General features: G+C 70.1%; 19 protein-coding genes. 9 read left to right on the forward strand and 10 right to left on the reverse strand.

The features are described 5' to 3' along the window. Positions 1-110: 110 nt before the first annotated feature. Positions 111-596, reverse strand: a complete 486-nt coding sequence (locus tag ACZ7L1_RS07300) for an SseB family protein (protein ID WP_103839423.1) — start codon at positions 594-596, stop codon at positions 111-113. Positions 597-739: 143 nt separating this feature from the next. On the opposite strand from ACZ7L1_RS07300, the gene ACZ7L1_RS07305 reads away from it, so the two are divergent. The 4 genes from ACZ7L1_RS07305 to ACZ7L1_RS07320 all read left to right on the forward strand — a co-directional run bounded on the left by ACZ7L1_RS07305 (position 740) and on the right by ACZ7L1_RS07320 (position 4,912). Then, positions 740-2,566 carry an acyl-CoA dehydrogenase gene (locus ACZ7L1_RS07305; RefSeq protein WP_471435393.1) on the forward strand — a complete coding sequence of 609 codons (1,827 nt, stop codon included), beginning with the start codon at positions 740-742 and terminating at the stop codon, positions 2,564-2,566. A gap of 79 nt (positions 2,567-2,645) precedes the next feature. Next, entirely contained in the window at positions 2,646-3,947 is a 1,302-nt protein-coding gene (locus ACZ7L1_RS07310) for a M18 family aminopeptidase (RefSeq protein WP_471434999.1), read from the forward strand. Between the two features lie 145 nt (positions 3,948-4,092). Beyond that, on the forward strand, positions 4,093-4,341 hold the full coding sequence (locus ACZ7L1_RS07315; RefSeq protein WP_103839426.1) for a DUF6458 family protein: 249 nt from the start codon (positions 4,093-4,095) through the stop codon (positions 4,339-4,341). A 274-nt stretch (positions 4,342-4,615) separates the two neighbouring features. Continuing rightward, positions 4,616-4,912 (forward strand): glycosyltransferase, encoded by a 297-nt coding sequence (locus ACZ7L1_RS07320; protein ID WP_471435001.1) that lies wholly within the window; start codon positions 4,616-4,618, stop codon positions 4,910-4,912. Here ACZ7L1_RS07320 and ACZ7L1_RS07325 read toward each other — a convergent pair. Further along, positions 4,851-6,680: a thioredoxin-like domain-containing protein gene (locus ACZ7L1_RS07325; RefSeq protein ID WP_471435003.1), complete on the reverse strand. Its 1,830-nt coding sequence runs from the start codon at positions 6,678-6,680 to the stop codon at positions 4,851-4,853. The genes ACZ7L1_RS07320 and ACZ7L1_RS07325 overlap by 62 nt on opposite strands. Before the next feature lie 149 nt (positions 6,681-6,829). Here ACZ7L1_RS07325 and ACZ7L1_RS07330 point away from each other — a divergent pair, with 149 nt between their 5' ends. Then, positions 6,830-7,063, forward strand: coding sequence for a hypothetical protein (locus ACZ7L1_RS07330; RefSeq protein WP_388988824.1), 234 nt, complete (start codon positions 6,830-6,832; stop codon positions 7,061-7,063). A 107-nt stretch (positions 7,064-7,170) separates the two neighbouring features. Here the strand turns inward: ACZ7L1_RS07330 and ACZ7L1_RS07335 are convergent, their stop codons facing one another. After that, positions 7,171-7,566: a cupin domain-containing protein gene (locus tag ACZ7L1_RS07335; RefSeq protein WP_471435005.1), complete on the reverse strand. Its 396-nt coding sequence runs from the start codon at positions 7,564-7,566 to the stop codon at positions 7,171-7,173. Between the two features lie 51 nt (positions 7,567-7,617). Here ACZ7L1_RS07335 and ACZ7L1_RS07340 point away from each other — a divergent pair, with 51 nt between their 5' ends. Further along, positions 7,618-8,616: a GlxA family transcriptional regulator gene (locus ACZ7L1_RS07340; RefSeq protein ID WP_471435007.1), complete on the forward strand. Its 999-nt coding sequence runs from the start codon at positions 7,618-7,620 to the stop codon at positions 8,614-8,616. Next, a complete protein-coding gene (locus tag ACZ7L1_RS07345) occupies positions 8,613-9,107 on the forward strand; it encodes an LURP-one-related/scramblase family protein (RefSeq protein WP_471435009.1) in 495 nt (164 codons plus the stop codon). The genes ACZ7L1_RS07340 and ACZ7L1_RS07345 overlap by 4 nt, the downstream gene beginning before the upstream one ends. Before the next feature lie 45 nt (positions 9,108-9,152). Here ACZ7L1_RS07345 and ACZ7L1_RS07350 read toward each other — a convergent pair whose 3' ends face one another. After that, positions 9,153-9,977: a maleylpyruvate isomerase family mycothiol-dependent enzyme gene (locus ACZ7L1_RS07350; RefSeq protein WP_471435010.1), complete on the reverse strand. Its 825-nt coding sequence runs from the start codon at positions 9,975-9,977 to the stop codon at positions 9,153-9,155. Positions 9,978-10,168: 191 nt separating this feature from the next. Here ACZ7L1_RS07350 and ACZ7L1_RS07355 point away from each other — a divergent pair, with 191 nt between their 5' ends. After that, a complete protein-coding gene (locus ACZ7L1_RS07355; RefSeq protein WP_471435012.1) occupies positions 10,169-10,969 on the forward strand; it encodes a carbon-nitrogen family hydrolase in 801 nt (266 codons plus the stop codon). 16 nt (positions 10,970-10,985) lie between these two features. Here the strand turns inward: ACZ7L1_RS07355 and ACZ7L1_RS07360 are convergent, their stop codons facing one another. Together ACZ7L1_RS07360 and ACZ7L1_RS07365 are read right to left on the reverse strand one after the other, a co-directional pair. Continuing rightward, positions 10,986-12,302: an MFS transporter gene (locus tag ACZ7L1_RS07360; RefSeq protein WP_471435014.1), complete on the reverse strand. Its 1,317-nt coding sequence runs from the start codon at positions 12,300-12,302 to the stop codon at positions 10,986-10,988. Beyond that, complete coding sequence (locus ACZ7L1_RS07365; protein WP_471435015.1) at positions 12,299-12,982, reverse strand: GntR family transcriptional regulator; 684 nt, start codon at positions 12,980-12,982, stop codon at positions 12,299-12,301. Before ACZ7L1_RS07365 ends, ACZ7L1_RS07360 begins: the two co-directional genes overlap by 4 nt. A gap of 207 nt (positions 12,983-13,189) precedes the next feature. Here ACZ7L1_RS07365 and ACZ7L1_RS07370 point away from each other — a divergent pair, with 207 nt between their 5' ends. Then, a complete protein-coding gene (locus ACZ7L1_RS07370; protein ID WP_471435017.1) occupies positions 13,190-14,092 on the forward strand; it encodes a D-alanyl-D-alanine carboxypeptidase family protein in 903 nt (300 codons plus the stop codon). 77 nt (positions 14,093-14,169) lie between these two features. Here the strand turns inward: ACZ7L1_RS07370 and ACZ7L1_RS07375 are convergent, their stop codons facing one another. The 4 genes from ACZ7L1_RS07375 to ACZ7L1_RS07390 all read right to left on the reverse strand — a co-directional run bounded on the left by ACZ7L1_RS07375 (position 14,170) and on the right by ACZ7L1_RS07390 (position 19,815). After that, positions 14,170-15,558 carry a dihydrolipoamide acetyltransferase family protein gene (locus ACZ7L1_RS07375; RefSeq protein WP_471435018.1) on the reverse strand — a complete coding sequence of 463 codons (1,389 nt, stop codon included), beginning with the start codon at positions 15,556-15,558 and terminating at the stop codon, positions 14,170-14,172. 10 nt (positions 15,559-15,568) lie between these two features. Beyond that, positions 15,569-16,546: an alpha-ketoacid dehydrogenase subunit beta gene (locus ACZ7L1_RS07380; RefSeq protein ID WP_366025350.1), complete on the reverse strand. Its 978-nt coding sequence runs from the start codon at positions 16,544-16,546 to the stop codon at positions 15,569-15,571. Between the two features lies 1 nt (position 16,547). Further along, entirely contained in the window at positions 16,548-17,738 is a 1,191-nt protein-coding gene (gene pdhA, locus ACZ7L1_RS07385) for a pyruvate dehydrogenase (acetyl-transferring) E1 component subunit alpha (RefSeq protein WP_471435021.1), read from the reverse strand. A 505-nt stretch (positions 17,739-18,243) separates the two neighbouring features. Next, positions 18,244-19,815: a protein kinase domain-containing protein gene (locus ACZ7L1_RS07390; RefSeq protein ID WP_471435022.1), complete on the reverse strand. Its 1,572-nt coding sequence runs from the start codon at positions 19,813-19,815 to the stop codon at positions 18,244-18,246. Between the last annotated feature and the right edge of the window lie 41 nt (positions 19,816-19,856).

Consider the following 19,856-nt stretch of genomic DNA (forward strand, 5'->3'; position numbering starts at 1 on the left):
CCCCGGAACACAGAAAGCCCGGAGGGCATTCCCTCCGGGCTCGGGGTGCGCCCCGCCAGGGGCGCGAGAGTGGTCAGGACGACACCTGGCCGTCCGCGCAGCGGGCGCGTCTAGCCATACATCCGGCGCATGGCGAACTCGACCATCTGCTCGACGGCCTTCGCATCGAACACCATCCGGTGCTCGCCCTCCATGTCCAGGACGAAGCCGTAGCCGGTCGGCAGCAGGTCGATCACCTCCGCCCCGGTGATCACGAAGTACTTCGACTCCTTGCCCGCGTACCGTCGCAGTTCCTTGAGCGAGGTGAACATCGGGATCACCGGCTGCTGGGTGTTGTGCAGCGCCAGGAACCCCGGGTTGTCGCCACGCGGGCAGTACACCTTGGACGTGGCGAAGATCTGCTGGAAGTCCTCCGCGGACATCGACCCGGTGGTGAACGCACGGACCGCGTCCGCGAGCGACGGCGGCGACGGCTCGGGGTACAGCGGCGGCTGCTGGCCGTACCCGCCGGGCATCTGCCCACCCGGCATCTGCTGCCCGGGCATCTGCTCCGAAGCGTAACTCTGCTGAGCGCCCGCGTTCTGGTAGCCGTACATGCCCCAAAGAGTAGTGGGCCACATCTGGGCCATGAGGGGTTGCTTCTTATTACCGACGGGTAGCATCATCGGAGCTACTTGTTGGTAGATGAACCAGTTGCGAGGAGACAGTGCCTCGCCGATCCCTCTACGGAGCCGTCGCCATGGGGCACTACAAGTCGAATCTCCGCGACATCGAGTTCAACCTCTTCGAGGTGCTCGGGCGCGACAAGCTGTACGGCACCGGCCCGTTCGCGGAGATGGACACCGAGACCGCCAAGAGCATCCTCGAGGAGCTCACCCGCCTTTCGGAGAACGAGCTGGCGGAGTCCTTCGCGGACGCCGACCGCAACCCGCCCGTCTTCGACCCGGAGACCAACACCGCCCCCGTCCCGGCGTCCTTCAAGAAGAGCTACGAAGCCTTCATGGACTCCGAGTACTGGCGCCTCGGCCTGCCCGAGGAGATCGGCGGCACCACCGCCCCGCCGTCCCTGATCTGGGCGTACGCGGAGCTGATCCTCGGCTCGAACCCGGCGATCTGGATGTACTCGTCCGGCCCGGCGTTCGCGCGCATCCTCTTCGAGGAGGGCACCGAGGCCCAGAAGGAGATCGCGAAGATAGCCGTCGAGAAGCGCTGGGGCTCCACGATGGTGCTCACCGAGCCGGACGCCGGCTCGGACGTGGGCGCCGGGCGCACCAAGGCCATCCAGCAGGAGGACGGCTCCTGGCACATCGAGGGCGTGAAGCGCTTCATCACCTCCGGTGAGCACGACATGGAGGAGAACATCCTCCACTACGTCCTCGCCCGTCCCGAGGGCGCCGGCCCCGGCACCAAGGGCCTGTCCCTGTTCCTCGTCCCGAAGTACCTGTTCGACTTCGAGACCGGCGAGCTGGGCGAGCGCAACGGCGTGTACGCCACGAACGTCGAGCACAAGATGGGCCTGAAGGCCTCCAACACCTGCGAGATGACGTTCGGCGACAAGCACCCCGCCAAGGGCTGGCTGATCGGCGACAAGCACGACGGCATCCGCCAGATGTTCCGCATCATCGAGTTCGCCCGCATGATGGTCGGCACGAAGGCGATCTCCACGCTCTCCACCGGCTACCTGAACGCGCTGGAGTACGCCAAGGAGCGCGTCCAGGGTCCGGATCTCGCGAACTTCATGGACAAGACCGCGCCCAAGGTCACCATCACGCACCACCCGGACGTGCGCCGTTCGCTGATGACCCAGAAGGCGTACGCGGAAGGCATGCGGGCGCTGGTGATGTACACCGCCTCCGTCCAGGACGCGATCGCGGTCAAGGAGGCGAACGGCGAGGACGCGTCGACGGAGCACGCGCTCAACGACCTGCTCCTGCCGATCGTCAAGGGCTACGGCTCCGAGAAGGGCTACGAGCAGCTCGCCCAGTCGCTGCAGACCTTCGGCGGCTCCGGCTTCCTGCAGGAGTACCCGATCGAGCAGTACATCCGCGACGCCAAGATCGACACCCTGTACGAGGGCACCACCGCGATCCAGGGCCAGGACTTCTTCTTCCGGAAGATCGTCCGCAACCAGGGCGCCGCGCTGAACTCCCTCGCCGAGGAGATCAAGAAGTTCCTGGCGGTGGGCGAGGGCGGCGAGGAGCTGGCCGGGGCCCGCGACCACCTCGCGAAGGCGGCCGTGGAGCTCGAGGCCATCGTCGGCCTGATGCTGACCGACCTCGCGGCCACCGAGCAGGACGTCAAGAACATCTACAAGGTCGGGCTCAACACGACCCGCCTGCTGATGGCCTCCGGTGACGTCGTCGTCGGCTACCTGCTGCTGAAGGGCGCCGCGGTCGCCGCCGAGAAGCTGCCGAGCGCGTCGAACAAGGACAAGGCGTTCTACCAGGGCAAGATCGCGGCGGCGAAGTTCTTCGCGGCCAACGTCCTGCCGGGCGTGACCCTGGCCCGCAAGGTCGCCGAGGGCGTGGACCTGGACCTCATGGAGCTGGACGAGGCCGCGTTCTAGGACCGCCTCCACATACCCCTTACGAGGGCCCGTTCCCCATCACCGGGAGCGGGCCCTCCTCCGTCGTTAAGGTGAACCCATGAGCACAACAAGTGCGCGCTTCGACCGCGGCCACACCGACGACCTCATGTCCTTCCTGGCGGCGAGCCCGTCGCCGTACCACGCCGTGGCAGGCGCCGCCGAACGACTGGAGAAGGCCGGCTTCCGGCAGGTGTCGGAGACGGATGCCTGGGACGGCACGTCCGGCGGCCGGTACGTGCTGCGCGGCGGCGCGATCATCGCCTGGTACGTCCCCGAGGGCGCCGATCCGCACACGCCGTTCCGAATCGTGGGCGCACACACCGACTCGCCCAACCTGCGGGTGAAGCCCCGGCCGGACAGCGGCGCGCACGGCTGGCGGCAGATCGCGGTGGAGATCTACGGCGGCCCCCTGCTCAACTCCTGGCTCGACCGCGACCTCGGGCTGGCCGGCCGGCTCTCCCTGCGCGACGGCTCGACGCGCCTGGTGAACATCGACAGACCGCTGCTGCGCGTACCGCAGCTGGCCATCCACCTGGACCGCTCGGTCTCCAGCGAGGGCCTGAAGCTGGACAAGCAGCGCCACCTCCAGCCCGTCTGGGGCCTGGCCGACGACGTGCGCGACGGCGACCTGATCGCGTTCCTGGAGCAGGAGCTGGGGCTCGCCGCCGGTGAGGTGACCGGCTGGGACCTGATGACCCACTCGGTGGAGCCGCCGGCGTACCTGGGCCGCGACAAGGAACTGATGGCGGGGCCGCGCATGGACAACCTGCTGTCCGTGCACGCGGGCACCGCGGCGCTCGCGGCCGTCGCCGGCTCCGACGCCGCCCTGTCGTACATCCCGGTGCTCGCGGCCTTCGACCACGAGGAGAACGGCTCGCAGTCGGACACCGGCGCCGACGGCTCGCTGCTCGGGTCGGTCCTGGAGCGCTCGGTGTTCGCCCGGGGCGGCTCCTACGAGGACCGGGCGCGGGCCTTCGCCGGCACGGTCTGCCTGTCCTCCGACACCGGACACGCCGTCCACCCCAACTACGCGGAGCGGCACGACCCGACGCACCACCCGCGCGCGAACGGCGGGCCGATCCTCAAGGTGAACGTCAACAACCGCTACGCCACCGACGGTTCGGGGCGGGCGCTGTTCGCCGCGGCCTGCGAGAAGGCGGACGTGCCCTTCCAGACCTTCGTCTCGAACAACGCGATGCCCTGCGGCACCACCATCGGCCCCATCACCGCGGCCCGCCACGGCATCAAGACGGTGGACATCGGCGCGGCGATCCTGTCGATGCACAGCGCCCGCGAGCTATGCGGCGCGAAGGACCCGTACCTCCTGGCCAACGCCCTGACGGCGTTTCTGGAGGGCTGACACTCCCGCCCGTCGGCCCTCCCGGCGCCCGGCCGTCGCCGATCGTCCGGCATGCCCGCCCGCCGTCGGCCCGGCATGCCCACGGATGTCCCGGGTACCCGGGTTCGAGGCCGGAAGGACCGGCCGCACAGGGAGGGCAGGACTCATGGGCCTGGGTGGATGCATCATCCTGATCGCCGTGGGGGCCATCCTCGCGTTTGCGACCGACTGGCACATGCAAGGCGTCAACATCCACTTGGTCGGCGTCATACTCATGATCGTCGGACTGATAGGAGTGACCACCTTCAGCGGCATCTACCGCCGCAGGCGGGTCGTCGTGCCGCCCCCGACGACCGTCGTCGAGGAGAACCGGCACCACCGCGGCGACGGTTACACCGACGGATACGGCGTGTAAGAGCTGCAACCGCGGTAAGGGCCGAGGCGTGCAAGGGCTGTACGGGCTCGGCTTTACGGGCTGTAGGCCAAGTAGCGCCTGCATGGCGTGTAGCCCACGTACGGCACGCAAGGGACGATGCGGCGACCTTGGGACGACAACAGACAATCTGGGTATTCCGTTACCAGAGCCATCTTGTCGTCTTGTGTGAAAAACGTGAAAACTGTGGCCTCATGAGCGTCCGGAGCGTGGAGGTGCCGGGCGCGCCACAGCTTCACGACAGGGGGCGCCTGCCGTGCACGACCCGGCGGCAACGGGCGGCAGACCGCATCTGACGGTCCTGATCCCCGCCCACAACGAGCAGGAACGTATCGCCGCCGCCATCGACGACCTGTGGCGCCAGACCCACCGCCCCGATCTGATCTTGGTGGTCGCCGACAACTGCACCGACGACACAGCCGCCGCCGCGGCCGCCCACGGCACGCTCCGGCCGGGAATCCCGCGCCCGGAAGATGCTCGGGCCGCCCCGCCTACCGGTTGTCGTCCATCCCCGCCAGGACCAGCGGCAGCCGGTCCGTCCCGCCCTCGGTGAGGCGGACCGGGACTCCCCAGTCCTGCTGGTGGACATGGCACGCCGGGTATTCGTTGGCCGGGTCGTCGTCGCAGGAGGCCGCCATCGCCGAGACGTGCAGGACGCCCTCGGACATCGCCGGGTTCAGCTCCAGCTCGCGCTCGAGGTCCGTGTCGGCGCCCTCGCCCCTCAGCAGCAGCTCCGGCGGGGTCGAGGAGACCAGCAGACGGGTCGACGGTCCGTAGCGTGTGTCCAGCTTCTGGCCGGCCGGGGCCTGGAAGATCACGTCGAGTCGGAGCTTCCCGGGCGTCACCTCGGTCGCCGCGCGCTGCGTGCGGTGGGCGACCCCGGCGACCTGTACCGCCTCCTCCGGCAGCCGCAGCCGGGTCAGCCGGTGCCGGGCCGACTCCACCACCACGATGTCCTCGCCGACGAGCACCGCGTCCGACGGCTCCCGCAGATCCGTCGCCAGCGTGCTCACCTCACCCGTGGCCGGGTCGTAGCGCCGCAGTGCGTGGTTGTAGGTGTCGCTGACCGCCACCGAGCCGTCCGGTAGCGCCGTCACCCCCAGGGGGTGCTGGAGAAGCGCCTGTTCCGCCGCGCCGTCCCGGTGCCCGAAGTCGAACAGCCCCGTCCCGACCGCCGTGTGCACCGCGCCGTCCCGGTCCACCCAGCGCAGGGCGCTCGTCTCGGAGTCCGCCAGCCACAGCCGCTCCCCGTCGGGCGACACCGCGAGTCCCGACGGCTGCGCGAACCAGGCCTCAGGACCCGGGCCGTCCACCAGCCCCTCGTTCGTGGTGCCGGCCGCCACCGCGACCGTGCCCGTGGCGGGGTCGTACGTCCACAGCTGGTGCACGCCCGCCATGGCGATCCACACCCGGCCGCCGAAGACCGCGACGTCCCACGGCGAGGAGAGGTCCACCTCGCGGGCCGGCCCCGACGTCGGCGAACCCTGCCACCACTGCTTGCCCGTGCCCGCCAGCGTGCCGACCTCGCCGGTCGCCAGGTCCAGCCGGCGCAGCGCGTGGTTCACGGTGTCCGCGACGACCACCGTTGCCTCATCGAGCAGCGCCAGGCCCTGCGGCTCGCTGAAGCTCGCCGCCGGAGCCGGGCCGTCCGCGAAGCCCCGTACGCCGGAACCGATGCGCCGCACCACCGTCTCGCCGTCCGCCGCCAGCTCCACCAGCTGGTGCCGGGTGGTGTCGCTGACCAGGAACGAGCCGGACGGCAGCAGGAGCGCCTTGCCCGGGAAGCGGAGGGTCGTGGGCTCGGGCTCCGGTGCCACGTACGGGCCGTCGCCCCGGCGCAGCGTGCCCTTGGCCGCGTGCTCCTCCTCCAGCTCCTCGACGAGCCGGGCGATCGCATGGGCGTGGCCCTCACCCGCGTGCTGGGCGACCACATACCCCTCCGGATCGATGACGACCAGTGTGGGCCAGGCCCGGACGGCGTACTGCTTCCAGGTGGCGAGCTCCGGGTCGTCGAGGACCGGGTGCTCCACCCCGTACCGCTCCACCGCGTCCACCACCGCCTGATGCTCCGCCTCATGGACGAACTTCGGAGAGTGCACGCCGATGATCACCACGGTGTCGCGGTGCTTCTCCTCCAGCTCGCGCAGCTCGTCCAGGACGTGCAGGCAGTTGATGCAGCAGAACGTCCAGAAGTCGAGGATGACTATGCGTCCTCGCAGGTCGGCGAGGCTGTACTGCTCTCCGCCCGTGTTCAGCCAGCCGCCCTTGCCGATCAGCTCGGGGGCGCGGACACGGACGCGACGCGAAGTGGAGTCGTTCATGGGTCAAGGGTGCCATCTGTGTTCGGCGTGCCGGGCGGCCTGTGGACAACTCGGTGACTGTGCGTACAAGCTCTCCTACGGGATGCGCACATGGCGTGACGGAGAGATGCTCGTCTCACACAGGGGGGTCAGTGCAAGGGAGCAGTTCCATGCCTCGTGACATCGACGACCAGATGCGCCGCCCGAACCGCGACCGCGAGCGCGGAGAGACGAGCGGCGAGGAGATCCGCGACCGGAAGCGCCGCGACCCCGACATGAGCGGCTCCGACCTCTCGGACCAGGACCTGGGCAGGTCCGGCACGCGCGGTGACCGCGAGGACCGGCGCTCGTCCTGGGACGAGGACGAGCTCGACGAGCAGGACAGGCGGGAGGGCTACCGGTAGACCGGTCCGCCCCTGCGCGGTCCCTCGCGGTCCGTGTGCGAGTCCCCCGCCGCGCGTGCGGGGGACTCGTGCATGTCCGGACCGGCGGATGCCGGGAAGGGCCGGGCTCAGGCCAGTGCGTGCCCGGTCGTCGCGTCCACGTGGGCGGGGACCTCTTCATGCCGGTCGCCGACCGTCATCGTGCCGGTGGGTTCGAGCAGGAGGATCGATGCCCCGGCGGGCGCGGACGGCTTGTGCTCCGTGCCGCGCGGAACCGTGAAGACAGAGCCCTTGGCAAGGGTGACCGTGCGTTCACCGGCCGGCTCGCGCAGCGCGATGTGCAGTTCACCGTCGAGCACGAGGAAGAACTCGTCGGAGTGGTCGTGCGTGTGCCACAGGTGCTCGCCCTCGACCTTCGCGACGCGGACGTCGTAGTCGTTGACGGTGGTGACGATGCGCGGGCTCCACAGCTCGGCGAAGGAGGCGAGGGCCGCGGCGAGGGAGATGGGTTCCTTGGGTTCCATGCCGTCATCGTGCGGGGTGACCTGCCGCCGCACGAGTGCTAGAAATCGCACATGCCGCAAGGATCCTCTCAGGCCTCGCGTCGGCACCGGGTCGTGCTGGTCGTGGACGAGAACTCGAACCCCTTCGAGATGAGCTGCGCCATCGAGGTGTTCGGCCTGCGGCGGCCGGAACTCGGCCGTGAGCTGTACGACTTCCGGTTGTGCGCCGTCGGTCCCAGGATCCGGATGCGGGACGGCTTCTTCACGCTCTCCGACGTCGCCGGGCTCGAGGCGGCCGACGACGCGGACACGCTGATCGTGCCGAACAGGCCCGACACCGACACCCCGCGCTCTCCGAAGGTCCTGGACGCGGTACGCCGAGCGCACGCGCGGGGCGCACGGCTGGTCGGCTTCTGCTCCGGCGCGTTCACCATCGCGGAGGCCGGGCTGCTGGACGGCCGACGAGCGGCCTGCCACTGGATGTGGGCGGATTCCTTCCGGGCGCGGTTTCCCCAGGTCAGGCTCGAACCGGACGTGCTGTTCGTGGACGACGGCGACATCCTGACCGCCTCCGGCAGCGCCTCCGCACTCGATCTCGGCCTGCACGTCGTACGCCGCGACCACGGCGCCGAGGTGGCGAACGCCGTCTCCCGCCGACTGGTCTTCGCCGCGCACCGCGACGGCGGGCAGCGGCAGTTCGTGGAGCGGCCCGTGCCGGACGTACCGGACGAGTCGCTCGCCCCGGTGCTGGCCTGGGCCCAGGAGCGACTGGACGCACCGCTCACCGTCGGCGACCTGGCGGCCCGCGCCGCGGTCAGCCCCGCCACCCTGCACCGCCGCTTCCGCGCCCAGCTCGGCACCACACCACTGGCTTGGCTGACGGGGGAGCGAGTAGCCCTCGCCTGCCGGCTCATCGAGCGCGGCGAGGAGCGGCTGGACGTGGTCGCCGCGCGCAGCGGCCTCGGCACGGCCCCCAACCTGCGGGCCCGGCTTCGGGCTGAGACCGGGCTCAGCCCGTCGGCCTACCGGCGGCGTTTCGGGCCCGCCCCGGGGGAAGCTCTGACCGTATGAGACTTTTTGTACGCGACCGGCTCCTCGGCATCGGCGAGGACTACTGGATCGAGGACCAGGACGGCACCAAGGTCTTCCTGGTCGACGGCAAGGCGATGCGGCTGAGGGACACCTTCGAGCTGAAGGACCCGCGGGGGCGCGTCCTGATCGACATCCACCAGAAGATGTTCGCCCTGCGCGACACGATGATCATCGAGCGCGACGGCGAGCGGCTGGCCACGATCAAGCGCAAGCGGCTCTCCCTGCTGCGCAACCACTACCGCGTCTCGCTGGCGGACGGCACGGAGCTCGACGTCAGCGGCAAGATCCTCGACCGCGAGTTCGCCATCGAGTACGACGGCGAACTGCTCGCACAGATCTCCCGGCGCTGGCTGCACATCCGTGAGACGTACGGCGTCGACATCGTGCGCGAGGACGCGGACCCGGCACTGGTGGTCGCGGTGGCCGTGTGCGTGATCCATCTGGCGGACAAGGAGCGGGAGGAGGACTGAGCGGGCCCCGAGTGCGCCAGGACGCTCGAGGATCGTCCGCGTCGTCTACTTCGTCACCGCGAACGAGCGCAGGATCGCCGCCGTCAGCTCCGGGTCGCCCTCCGCCTTGACGCGGTCGGCCACGGCGTCCGCGCTCACCCGACCGCAGGCCAGGCGGACGTACGTCTCCCAGTCGAGCGTCAGTGTCACCGCCGGGCCCAGCGAGGGCGTGCCGTCGATCGAGCCGCGCCCTTCCGCGTCCACCCGGACCGTGCGCAGGAACTCCACGGGTCCGTGCACGTCGATGACGACCGCCGAGCCGGGCGGCGCATCCGCGCCCTTGGCGACCACCTCCGGCAGGGCGGCCAGCAGCTCGTCCCGGGTGATGTGCGCGCCCGGCGAGTCGAGGTTCCCCGGCCGGCCGAGCGCCGCGCGCAGGTCCTGTTCGTGCACCCAGACGTCGAACGCGCGGTACCGCATGGCCTCTTCGAGAGTCTGTTCGGTGCCGAGCGGGCCACGGACCTTGGTGCCCGGATCCCGCGAGTCGTTCCGCAGCTGGCGGTTGCGGCGGATGATCGTGTACTCGAGTTCGGACGTCATCTCCGGCGCCGTGTGGTGGCGGCGGACGTCGACCTGCATCTCCATGTAGCGCTGGTGATCGTTGGTGACGTGGAACAGGTCGCGCGGGAGCGTGTGGATGGGGCGCGGATCGCCGAGCATCTCGCAGTCCATCCCGATGACATGCGAGACGACGTCGCGCACCGACCAGGCGGGACACGGTGTCCGCCGGTTCCACTCGCCTTCCACGAGCGGCTGCACCAGCTCGGATATCGCTTCGATGGAGTGGGTCCAGGCATCGGCGTAGGGCTGAAGAGTGGGATGCAGACTCACGGAACGGGACCCCTCGGGCGGTCGGTGCACGGGTGTTGGTCGACGGCGTTGTCGGTGGCTGTACTGCGGGAGGTGGCTGTCGGCGGGTGTCTTGGGACGTTAAGTTACGCTGCTGCGAGGCACCCCGGCAGTGCTTTGGTGTGACGATCGTAGGCCCGTTGAGAAGGCTCGATTACCAGGACGGTGGTAGTGTGCGCGCTTCCCTGATCCAGATGCGGGTGGACGAGGACGAATCGGTCGATTCCCGTCGGCGGCGTGCCGCCTCGCTGGTACGAGATCAAGCCGGAGCCGATCTCGTGGTGCTGCCCGAGCTGTGGACCACCGGGGCGTTCGCCTACGAGCGGTTCGGCGCCGAGGCCGAGCCGCTTCACGGGCCGACCCACGAGGCGATGGCGAAGGCGGCGGCCGACGCGGGCGTGTGGCTGCACGCCGGCTCGATCCCCGAGCGCGCGCCCGAGGGCGCCCTCTACAACACGTCTCTCGTCTTCTCCCCTTCCGGTGAACTGGCCGCGTTCTACCGCAAGATCCACCGCTTCGGCTTCGACAGGGGCGAGGCCGTGCTGATGGGTGCGGGGACGGAGCCGGTGACGGTGCGGCTGCCGGGGACGACCGTCGGCGTGGCCACCTGTTACGACCTCCGCTTCCCCGAGCTTTTCCGCTCGCTCGTGGACGCTGGGGCCGAGACGCTCGTGATCCCGGCGGGCTGGCCGGAGCGCCGCCGGTCCCACTGGACGCTGCTGGCCCAGGCGCGGGCCGTCGAGAACCAGGCGTATGTCCTCGCGTGTGGAACGGCTGGAACGCATGCGGGAGTTCCGCAGGCGGGTCACTCGATCGTGGTCGATCCGTGGGGGGAGGTCCTCGCCGAGGCGGGCGCGGAGGAGGAGATCCTCACGGTGGAGTTCGACCCGGCGAGGGTGGCTGCGACGAGGGAGCAGTTCCCGGCACTGAAGGACCGGGTCCTGGGCCTGGAGCCGCCGCGTCGTCCGCTCTAGGGTCCCGGCGCCCCCCTCACGCAGGGACGTGAACCGTCTCCACCCGGCTGGCGACGAGCCGCTCCCGCTCCCTGAGCGCCGCCCGCTTCCGGAGCCGCAGTATCTGGCTGAGCCCCACCGCCTGGAGGACGAACACCGCGCAGAACGCCACGGTGTAGTCGTCGCCCGTCGCGTCCAGCAGCACCCCGATCGCCAGCAGCGTCGTCATGGAGGCGACGAAACCGCCCATGTTGGTGATCCCGGACGCCGTCCCCTGACGCTCCGGCGGATTCGCCGGCCGCGCGAAGTCGAAGCCGATCATCGAGGCCGGACCGCACGCCCCGAGCACCGTGCACAGCACGACCAGCAGCCACATCGGCGCATGCGCGGCCGGGTGGGCGAGCGTGGCCGCCCACACCGCCGCCGTCGCCCCGACCGTGCCGAGGGCCAGCGGCAGCCGCGCCGCGTGGTGCCGGGCGACGATCTGGCCGTACACCAGTCCGACCAGCATGTTCGACAGCACCACGAGTGTGAGGAGTTCACCGGCCGTGGCCCGGGACAGGCCCTGCGCCTGCACCAGGAACGGCAGGCCCCACAGCAGCAGGAACACCATCGCCGGGAACTGCGTCGTGAAGTGCACCCACATGCCGAGCCGGGTTCCGGGCTCCTTCCACGACGCCACGATCTGCCGCCGCACGTACGCCGACCCGCGGTGCGGGAACGGCTCCGGCTCGTACCCCTCCGGATGGTCCTTCAGGAAGAGCAGCAGCAGGACGAGGACGACCACCCCGGCGACCGCGCTGCCACCGAACGCCGCCGTCCAGCCCACCCCGTGCAGCAGCCGGGCGAGCACGAGCGTGGAGACCAGGTTGCCCGCCATGCCCACCAGACCGGCGAGCTGCGCGACCAGCGGACTGCGGCGTGCCGGGAACCAGCGCGTGCCGAGCCGCAGCACGCTGATGAACGTCATCGCGTCGCCGCAGCCCAGCAGCGCGCGCGAGGCGAGCGCAGTCCCGTACGAGGGGGAGAGGGCGAACCCCAGCTGACCGGCCGTGAACAGGACGACCCCGATGGTCAGCACCTTCTTGGTGCCGAGCCGGTCCACGAGCAGGCCGACGGGTATCTGCATGCCCGCATACACGAGCAGCTGCAGGATGGAGAAGGTGGACAGGGCGGACGCGTTCACATGGAAGCGGTCCGCCGCGTCCAGGCCGGCCACGCCCAGCGACGTACGGAAGATGACGGCGACGAAGTAGACCGAGACGCCGATGGCCCACACGGCGACGGCACGCCGGCCGCCCGGCGGATCACCTGGCAGGGACACGGAGCGGGAGCTCACCGACCCCGACCTCATCGCACCTCACCCCGCGCCAGGTGGGAGAACCAGCTGACGTGCCGGTGCACGATGTCCACGGCCGCCTCGGCGTCGCCGGACCGCAGCGCCTGCAGGATCTCCTCGTGCTCGGTGAGGGTCTTGGCGATGCGGTCGGGGTGCGAGTGCATGACGGCGACGCCCATCCGCAGCTGACGGTCGCGGAGTTGGTCGTACAGGCGGGAGAGGATCTCGTTGCCGCCGTTGCGCACGATCTCGGCGTGGAAGGTGCGGTCGGTGAGCGACGCACCGGCCAGGTCACCGGCGGCGGCCTGCTCCTTCTGGCGGGCGAGCAGTTCCTCGAGCCGCTCGATCAGCCCCGGTGGGGCGGGGACGGCCTTGCGGGCCGCGTGTTCCTCGACGAGCTGGCGCGTCTCGATCACGTCCGCGATCTCCTGGGCCGAGACGGCGAGGACGAGAGCACCCTTCTTCGGGTAGAGCTTGATCAGCCCTTCGACCTCCAGCCGCAGCAGCGCCTCGCGCACCGGCGTCCGCGAGACGCCGACCTCCTCGGCCAGCTCACCTTCGGTCAGCAACGTCCCGCCCTGGTAACGACGCTCCAGGACACCCTGTTTGACGTGCATGTAGACGCGGTCGGCGGCGGGGGGCTGTTTGAGCGGCGTCTTCTCGGGGACGTGGGCGACGGACGAGGCTGCAGGCATGCGCACATCATAGATACAACACGTACGCATACCGATGAGCGTCCACCATGTGGACCGGCACATCCGACCCGGAATTCACCCGGACAACCGCACATCCATTTGGGCCACTTACTAGTCTCACGGGAAGGCGGCCTCGTCATCCGGCCGCACTCCAGGGGCATTTGGATGCATTCATAGGCATCAGAGACGCAATCGGAGCGTTCAACTTTGATTACCGGCATTAAGGGCGCGCGAGTTCGCAGGGCAGTCGCGGCAGTGGTCACCACCGGAGCCGTGCTCACCACCGGAGCCCTCACCGCGGCGCCCGCTCAGGCCGTCACCACGCCCTCGATCGTGGCCGCGGGCGGCTACGCGATGAACAACGCGAACGGCGCGACGCTGTACACGAAGGCCGCGGACACCAAGCGTTCCACCGGCTCCACCACCAAGATCATGACCGCGAAGGTCGTGCTCGCACAGCCGAACCTCAACCTCGACGCCAAGGTGACGATCCAGAAGGCGTACAGCGACTACGTGGTCGCCAACAACGCCTCCCAGGCGCACCTGATCGTCGGCGACAAGGTCACCGTCCGTCAGCTGCTGTACGGGCTGATGCTCCCCTCCGGCTGTGACGCGGCCTACGCGCTCGCCGACAAGTTCGGTTCCGGCACGACGCGTGCCGCGCGCGTGAAGTCGTTCATCGGCAAGATGAACAGCGCCGCCACGAGCCTCGGCCTGAGGAACACGCACTTCGACTCGTTCGACGGCATCGGCAACGGCAACAACTACTCGACCCCGCGCGATCTGACGAAGATCGCGAGCAGCGCGATGAAGAACTCCACGTTCCGCACGATCGTGAAGACCAAGTCGTACACGGCGAAGACCATCACCAAGTCCGGCACCGTCCGCACCATGGCGCCGTGGACCAACACCAACACGCTGCTCAGCAGCTACAGCGGCGCGATCGGCGTGAAGACCGGCTCTGGCCCCGAGGCCAAGTACTGCCTCGTCTTCGCCGCCACCCGCAACGGCAAGACGGTCATCGGCACGGTCCTCGCCTCGTCGTCGATCAACCAGCGTGCCTCCGACGCCACGAAGCTGCTGAACTACGGCTTCGCCAGGCTCGGCTGACGCCCGCCACACGCCAAGGGGGTCTGCCGCTGCCGGTCAGCGGCAGACCCCCTTCGCCATAGGCATGTCGTCCCGCGCTACGCCCAGGTGATCAGCCGCTTGGGCTGTTCCAGGATCGCCGCGACGTCCGCGAGGACCTTCGAGCCCAGTTCGCCGTCGACCAGGCGGTGGTCGAAGCTCAGGGCCAGGGTCGTGACCTGGCGGGGCTTGACCTTGCCCTTGTGGACCCACGGCTGGAGCTTGATCGCGCCGACCGCGAGGATCGCGGACTCGCCCGGGTTGAGGATCGGCGTGCCGGTGTCGACGCCGAAGACACCCACGTTCGTGATCGTGATCGTGCCGCCCTGCATGGCCGCCGGACTCGTCCTGCCCTCCCGGGCCGTGGCCACCAGCTCGCCCAGCGCCCCGGCCAGTTGGGGCAGGGTCTTGTCGTGCGCGTCCTTGATGTTCGGCACGATCAGACCGCGCGGGGTGGCCGCGGCGATGCCCAGGTTCACGTAGTGCTTGCGCACGATCTCCTGGTTGGCCTCGTCCCAGGACGCGTTGATGTCCGGGTTCCGCTTGACCGCGACCAGCAGGGCCTTGGCGATCAGCAGCAGGGGGTTGACCCGCAGACCCTGGAAGTCCTTGTCCTGCTTGAGCTCCTCGACCAGCTTCATGGTGCGGGTGACGTCGACGGTCACGAACTCCGTGACGTGCGGCGCGGTGAACGCCGAGCCGACCATCGCCTGCGCGGTGGCCTTGCGGACGCCCTTGACCGGGATACGGGTCTCCCGCCCGCTGTCGTACGTCACCACCCGCGCCGGCGCCTCGACGGGAGCGGGCGCCACCGGGACCGCGGGGGCCTCGGGGGCCGGTGCGGGGGCCACGGCCGCCTGCACGTCCTCGCGCGTGATGATCCCGTCCGGGCCCGACGGCCGTACCGTCGCCAGGTCGACGCCGAGGTCCTTCGCCAGCTTGCGCACCGGCGGCTTCGCCAGCGGACGGGCCTGCTTGCCGTGCCCGTTCAGGTCGCCCTGGAACACGGGGAGGGTCTCCTCGACCGCCGCCGCGGGCGCCTTGCGGGGGCGGCGCCGGGTGGAGGACTCGGCGACGCCGTACCCGACGAGGACCGGCTTGCGGCCCTCCTGCCGGGTCTCCTTCGCCGCGGACTTCTCCTCCGCCGCCTTCTCGACGGGCGCCTGCGCCTCCTCGGCGGGAGCGCCGCCCGTCACGTCCACCGCGATGATCGGGGTACCGACGTCCACCGTGGTGCCCTCGGGGAAGTGCAGCTCGCGGACCACCCCGTCGTACGGGATCGGCAGCTCCACAGCCGCCTTCGCCGTCTCCACCTCGCACACGACCTGGCCGTCGGTGACCGTGTCACCCGGCTGCACGTACCACTTGAGGATCTCGGCCTCGGTGAGCCCCTCGCCCACGTCGGGCATCTTGAACTCGCGTACGGACGCGTCAGTCATCGTCGTCACGACCCTCTCCTCAGTACGCCAGGGCGCGGTCGACGGCGTCCAGCACCCGGTCCAGGCCCGGCAGGTACTCCTCCTCCAGCCGCGCCGGCGGGTACGGCGCGTGGTAGCCGCCGACCCGCAGCACGGGCGCCTCCAGGTGGTAGAAGCACCGCTCCGTGATGCGAGCGGCGATCTCCGCGCCCGAACCGAAGAACACCGGCGCCTCGTGCACCACCACCAGACGGCGGGTCTTCTCCACCGACGCCTGGACGGAGTCGAAGTCGAGCGGAGAGACCGACCGCAGGTCCAGCACCTCCAGCGACCTGCCCTCCTCCTGCGCGGCCGCGGCGGCCTCCTGGCACACCTTCACCATCGGGCCGTACGCGGCCAGGGTCAGGTCCGTGCCCTCGCGCACCACCCGCGCCTTGTGCAGCGGGCCCGGAATCGCCTCCGTGTTGACCTCGGACTTGTCCCAGTAGCGCCGCTTCGGCTCGAAGAAGATCACCGGGTCGTCGCTCTGGATCGCCTGCTGCATCATCCAGTACGCGTCCGAGGCGCTGGACGGAGAGACGATCTTCAGGCCCGCCACGTGCGCGAACAGCGCCTCGGGGGACTCGCTGTGGTGCTCGACCGCGCCGATGCCGCCGCCGTAGGGGATGCGGATGACGACCGGGAGCTTGACCTTGCCCAGCGAGCGGGCGTGCATCTTCGCCAGCTGGGTGACGATCTGGTCGTAGGCCGGGAAGACGAACCCGTCGAACTGGATCTCCACCACCGGGCGGTAGCCACGCAGGGCCAGACCGATCGCGGTGCCCACGATGCCCGACTCCGCGAGCGGGGTGTCGATCACCCGCTCCTCGCCGAAGTCCTTCTGCAGGCCGTCCGTCACCCGGAAGACACCGCCGAGCTTGCCGACGTCCTCGCCCATGACCAGGACCTTGGGGTCCGACTCCAGGGCCTTGCGCAGCGACTCGTTGATCGCCTTGGCGATCGCCATCTTCTCGGCCATGTCACCGTCCCCCTTCCACGTCCGCGAACGACGCCTGGTAGGCGGCGAACTGGGCCCGCTCCTCGTCGACGAGCGCATGCCCGTCCGCATACGCGTGCTCGAAGATGGCGAAGTGGTCCGGGTCCGGCATGGCGCGGACCGCTTCACGCACCCGCCTTCCCAACGTCTCGCTCTCCGCCTCGAGTTCCGCGAAGAATCCCTCGTCCGCGTGGTTCGACGCCTCGAGGTGGGCGCGCAGGCGGGCGATCGGGTCCTTCGCCTCCCAGGCGGCCCGCTCGTCGTCGACGCGGTAGCGGGTCGGGTCGTCGGACGTGGTGTGGGCGCCCATGCGGTAGGTGAACGCCTCCACCAGGGTCGGGCCCTCGCCGTTGCGCGCCCGCTCCAGCGCCCACTTGGTCACCGCGAGACAGGCCAGCACGTCGTTGCCGTCGACCCGCACGCCGGGGAAGCCGAAACCCTGCGCACGCTGGTACAGCGGCACCCGGGTCTGCTTCTCGGTGGGCTCGGAGATCGCCCACTGGTTGTTCTGGCAGAAGAACACCACCGGGGCGTTGTAGACCGCCGCGAACGTGAACGACTCCGCCACGTCGCCCTGGCTGGAGGCACCGTCACCGAAGTACGCGATCACGGCCGAGTCGGCGCCGTCCTTGGCCACTCCCATGGCGTAGCCGGTGGCGTGCAGCGTCTGCGAGCCGATGACGATCGTGTAGAGGTGGAAGTTGTTGCTGTTCGGATCCCAGCCGCCGTTGTTCACACCGCGGAACATGCCGAGCAGGTTGGTGGGGTCCACGTCGCGGCACCAGGCGACGCCGTGCTCGCGGTAGGTGGGGAAGACGTAGTCGTCGTCGCGCAAGGCCCGACCGGAGCCGATCTGGGCGGCCTCCTGGCCGAGCAGCGAGGCCCACAGGCCCAGCTCGCCCTGGCGCTGCAGGGAGGTGGCCTCGGCGTCGAAGCGGCGGGTCAGCACCATGTCCCGGTACAGCCCGCGCAGCTGCTCGGGCGTGAGGTCCTCGACGTACCGGTCGTACTCGGGGTTCGCGACCCGCGTGCCCTCGGGCGTCAGCAACTGGACGAGGTCGGGGTCGCTGCCCTTCTTGGGCGTGTTGCTGGTGGTGCGCTTGGTGCCGGTGGTGCCGGCCTTGCTTCCGGCGCTGCGTCGCGGCTTGCGCGCGGCAGTGCTCTCCACGGTCACGTGTGCTCCTCCGTCGGTCCGGCCCCCGGGTTCGCCGGGTGCCTGGGTTCCCCTCGGCCCGTTCGGGCCGGTGGGAGCGGCTCCGCCTGCAGCGCACGGACGCACGGGGTGGGTGCGGCTCGTGACGAACAGACGTGGAAGGTGCCCCGGCGAGCACCCTGCAAAGGGCACGTTACCCAGCGCGCCACATTTCTGTGAAACCCCTCCTGACCTGGGATTTTGCTTGGAAATCCAAGTAAATCGAGTCAGTCGGGAACAGGTGCTGGTCACAGCCTTGCAGGGGGCCGGAACAACGGCACGTTATCCCGCCCGCCCGGAGCACGGGAAGACGTCATCTGGAGTGACACGGGTGTCGTGGGTGGGTCCGCCCCCACGGATGCGACCGTGCGGGACACGGACTGGGGGCACGACGGGGGGCACGGCCGAAAAAAGGCCACGCGCGCGTGGCGCCCGTCTCCGGGCCACGCGCGCGTGGTGAGCGTTTCAGCGGGGTCACCGCGGGACGTCAGGGCACCTGGGGCACGCCCGAGGTGTCACCGCCCCCGCCCGACGAGCCCGCGGGAGGCGTCGAACCGCCGGCTCCACCCGAAGGGGGCGTGTCGGAGGGCTGCCCCTGCGAGTTCGACGGGGTCGGCTGCTCGCTCGTCTGGGACGGCGTCGCCGAGGGCTCGGCCGGCGGCTGCTGGCTGTAGCTCTGCGACGGGCGGTACGAGGGCGTCCAGTCCGAACCACCGCTCGTCTCCGAGTCGTCGCCCGGGGAGGTCGCGGTGTCCTCGTTCGTCGGCGTCTGGCTGGACTGCGTCTCCTCGTGCGACTTCGTGACGGTCGGCGACGTCGTCGGTCCGGTCCCGCCACCGTCCCCCTTGTTCTGCAGCGCCAGCGCGACGCCCGCCGCGATCGCGATGACCGCGAGCACCGCGAGGACCCACAGCTTGCCGCGCCCGCTGCCCTTGTTGCCGTGTCCCTCGAAACCGCCGTCGTCCCCGGAGCCGTATCCCGTGGGCAGGATCGGCTGCGGAATCTGCGTGGTGCCCGACTCACCCGGATGCGGCAGCACCGCCGTGCCGGCGAGGCCCGCGGCCGGGGTGTGCCGGCCGTCGTGCATGTCCACCGGGCCGGTGTTCCAGGTGCCGGTGTGGCCGCCCTGGTCGTAGAGCATCTGCAGCGCGTACTGAACCAGCCCGCGCATCTCCTCGGCGGTCTGGAACCGGTCGTCCGGCTCCTTGGCGAGGGAGCGCATCACGAGTCCGTCCAGCTCCGGCGGCGACGCCCCCTCCGAGATCCGGGAGGGCGGCACCGGGATGTCCTGCACATGCTGGTAGACCACGGACAGCGGCGTCTCGCCCACGAAGGGGGGCCGCAGCGACAGCAGTTCGTACAGCAGGCAGCCCGTCGCGTACAGGTCGGAGCGGTGGTCCACGGCCTTGCCGAGCGCCTGCTCCGGGGACAGGTACTGCGGGGTGCCCATCACCATGCCGGTCTGCGTCATCGTCGTGGACGCCCCGTGCAGGGCGCGCGCGATGCCGAAGTCCATCACCTTCACGGCGCCGTTGTTGGTGATGATGACGTTGGCCGGCTTGATGTCGCGGTGCACGATGCCGTGCTGGTGCGAGTAGGCGAGCGCCTCCAGGACGCCCGAGACGATGATCAGGGCCTGCTCGGGGCCGGGCGCCTCGGCGTTGAGCAGCAGGTCGCGGATCGTACGGCCCTCGACCAGCTCCATCACGATGTACGGCACCGACTGACCACCCACGACGTCCTCGCCGGAGTCGTACACGGCGACGATCGCGTGGTGGTTGAGCCCGGCCACCGACTGGGCCTCGCGGGTGAAACGCGCCTTGGAGACCGGGTCCTCGGCGAGGTCGGAACGGAGCAGCTTGACCGCGACCGTCCGGCCGAGGCGCACGTCCTCGGCCGCGAACACCTCGGCCATGCCGCCCCGGCCGAGCCTGCGGGTCAGCCGGTACCGGCCGTCCCCGACAAGTCCGCCGTTGCCCCAGTTCTCCGGCGCGTCCGACATCCCGCCGCCAGTCGCCTCGGGGTCGGACGGGCCCTGGGCGCGCTGCGTCTGTGCCATCGGTCCTCGCCGTCGTTTCTGCCCGCGGTCTGCGCGGTGGT

Source organism: Streptomyces sp. NPDC107546 (genome assembly GCF_055639175.1).

Excerpts from the sequence above, each read along its gene's own strand:
- ACZ7L1_RS07300 (WP_103839423.1), bottom strand. The coding sequence starts at position 596 with ATGTACGGCTACCAGAACGCGGGCGCTCAGCAGAGTTACGCTTCGGAG.
- ACZ7L1_RS07330 (WP_388988824.1), top strand. The coding sequence starts at position 6,830 with ATGCCTCGTGACATCGACGACCAGATGCGCCGCCCGAACCGCGACCGC.
- ACZ7L1_RS07380 (WP_366025350.1), bottom strand. The coding sequence starts at position 16,546 with ATGGCCGAGAAGATGGCGATCGCCAAGGCGATCAACGAGTCGCTGCGC.
- ACZ7L1_RS07325 (WP_471435003.1), bottom strand. The coding sequence starts at position 6,680 with ATGAACGACTCCACTTCGCGTCGCGTCCGTGTCCGCGCCCCCGAGCTG.
- ACZ7L1_RS07390 (WP_471435022.1), bottom strand. The coding sequence starts at position 19,815 with ATGGCACAGACGCAGCGCGCCCAGGGCCCGTCCGACCCCGAGGCGACT.
- ACZ7L1_RS07335 (WP_471435005.1), bottom strand. The coding sequence starts at position 7,566 with ATGGAACCCAAGGAACCCATCTCCCTCGCCGCGGCCCTCGCCTCCTTC.
- ACZ7L1_RS07345 (WP_471435009.1), top strand. The coding sequence starts at position 8,613 with ATGAGACTTTTTGTACGCGACCGGCTCCTCGGCATCGGCGAGGACTAC.
- ACZ7L1_RS07340 (WP_471435007.1), top strand. The coding sequence starts at position 7,618 with ATGCCGCAAGGATCCTCTCAGGCCTCGCGTCGGCACCGGGTCGTGCTG.
- ACZ7L1_RS07360 (WP_471435014.1), bottom strand. The coding sequence starts at position 12,302 with ATGAGGTCGGGGTCGGTGAGCTCCCGCTCCGTGTCCCTGCCAGGTGAT.
- ACZ7L1_RS07310 (WP_471434999.1), top strand. The coding sequence starts at position 2,646 with ATGAGCACAACAAGTGCGCGCTTCGACCGCGGCCACACCGACGACCTC.
- ACZ7L1_RS07315 (WP_103839426.1), top strand. The coding sequence starts at position 4,093 with ATGGGCCTGGGTGGATGCATCATCCTGATCGCCGTGGGGGCCATCCTC.
- ACZ7L1_RS07305 (WP_471435393.1), top strand. The coding sequence starts at position 740 with ATGGGGCACTACAAGTCGAATCTCCGCGACATCGAGTTCAACCTCTTC.
- ACZ7L1_RS07365 (WP_471435015.1), bottom strand. The coding sequence starts at position 12,982 with ATGCCTGCAGCCTCGTCCGTCGCCCACGTCCCCGAGAAGACGCCGCTC.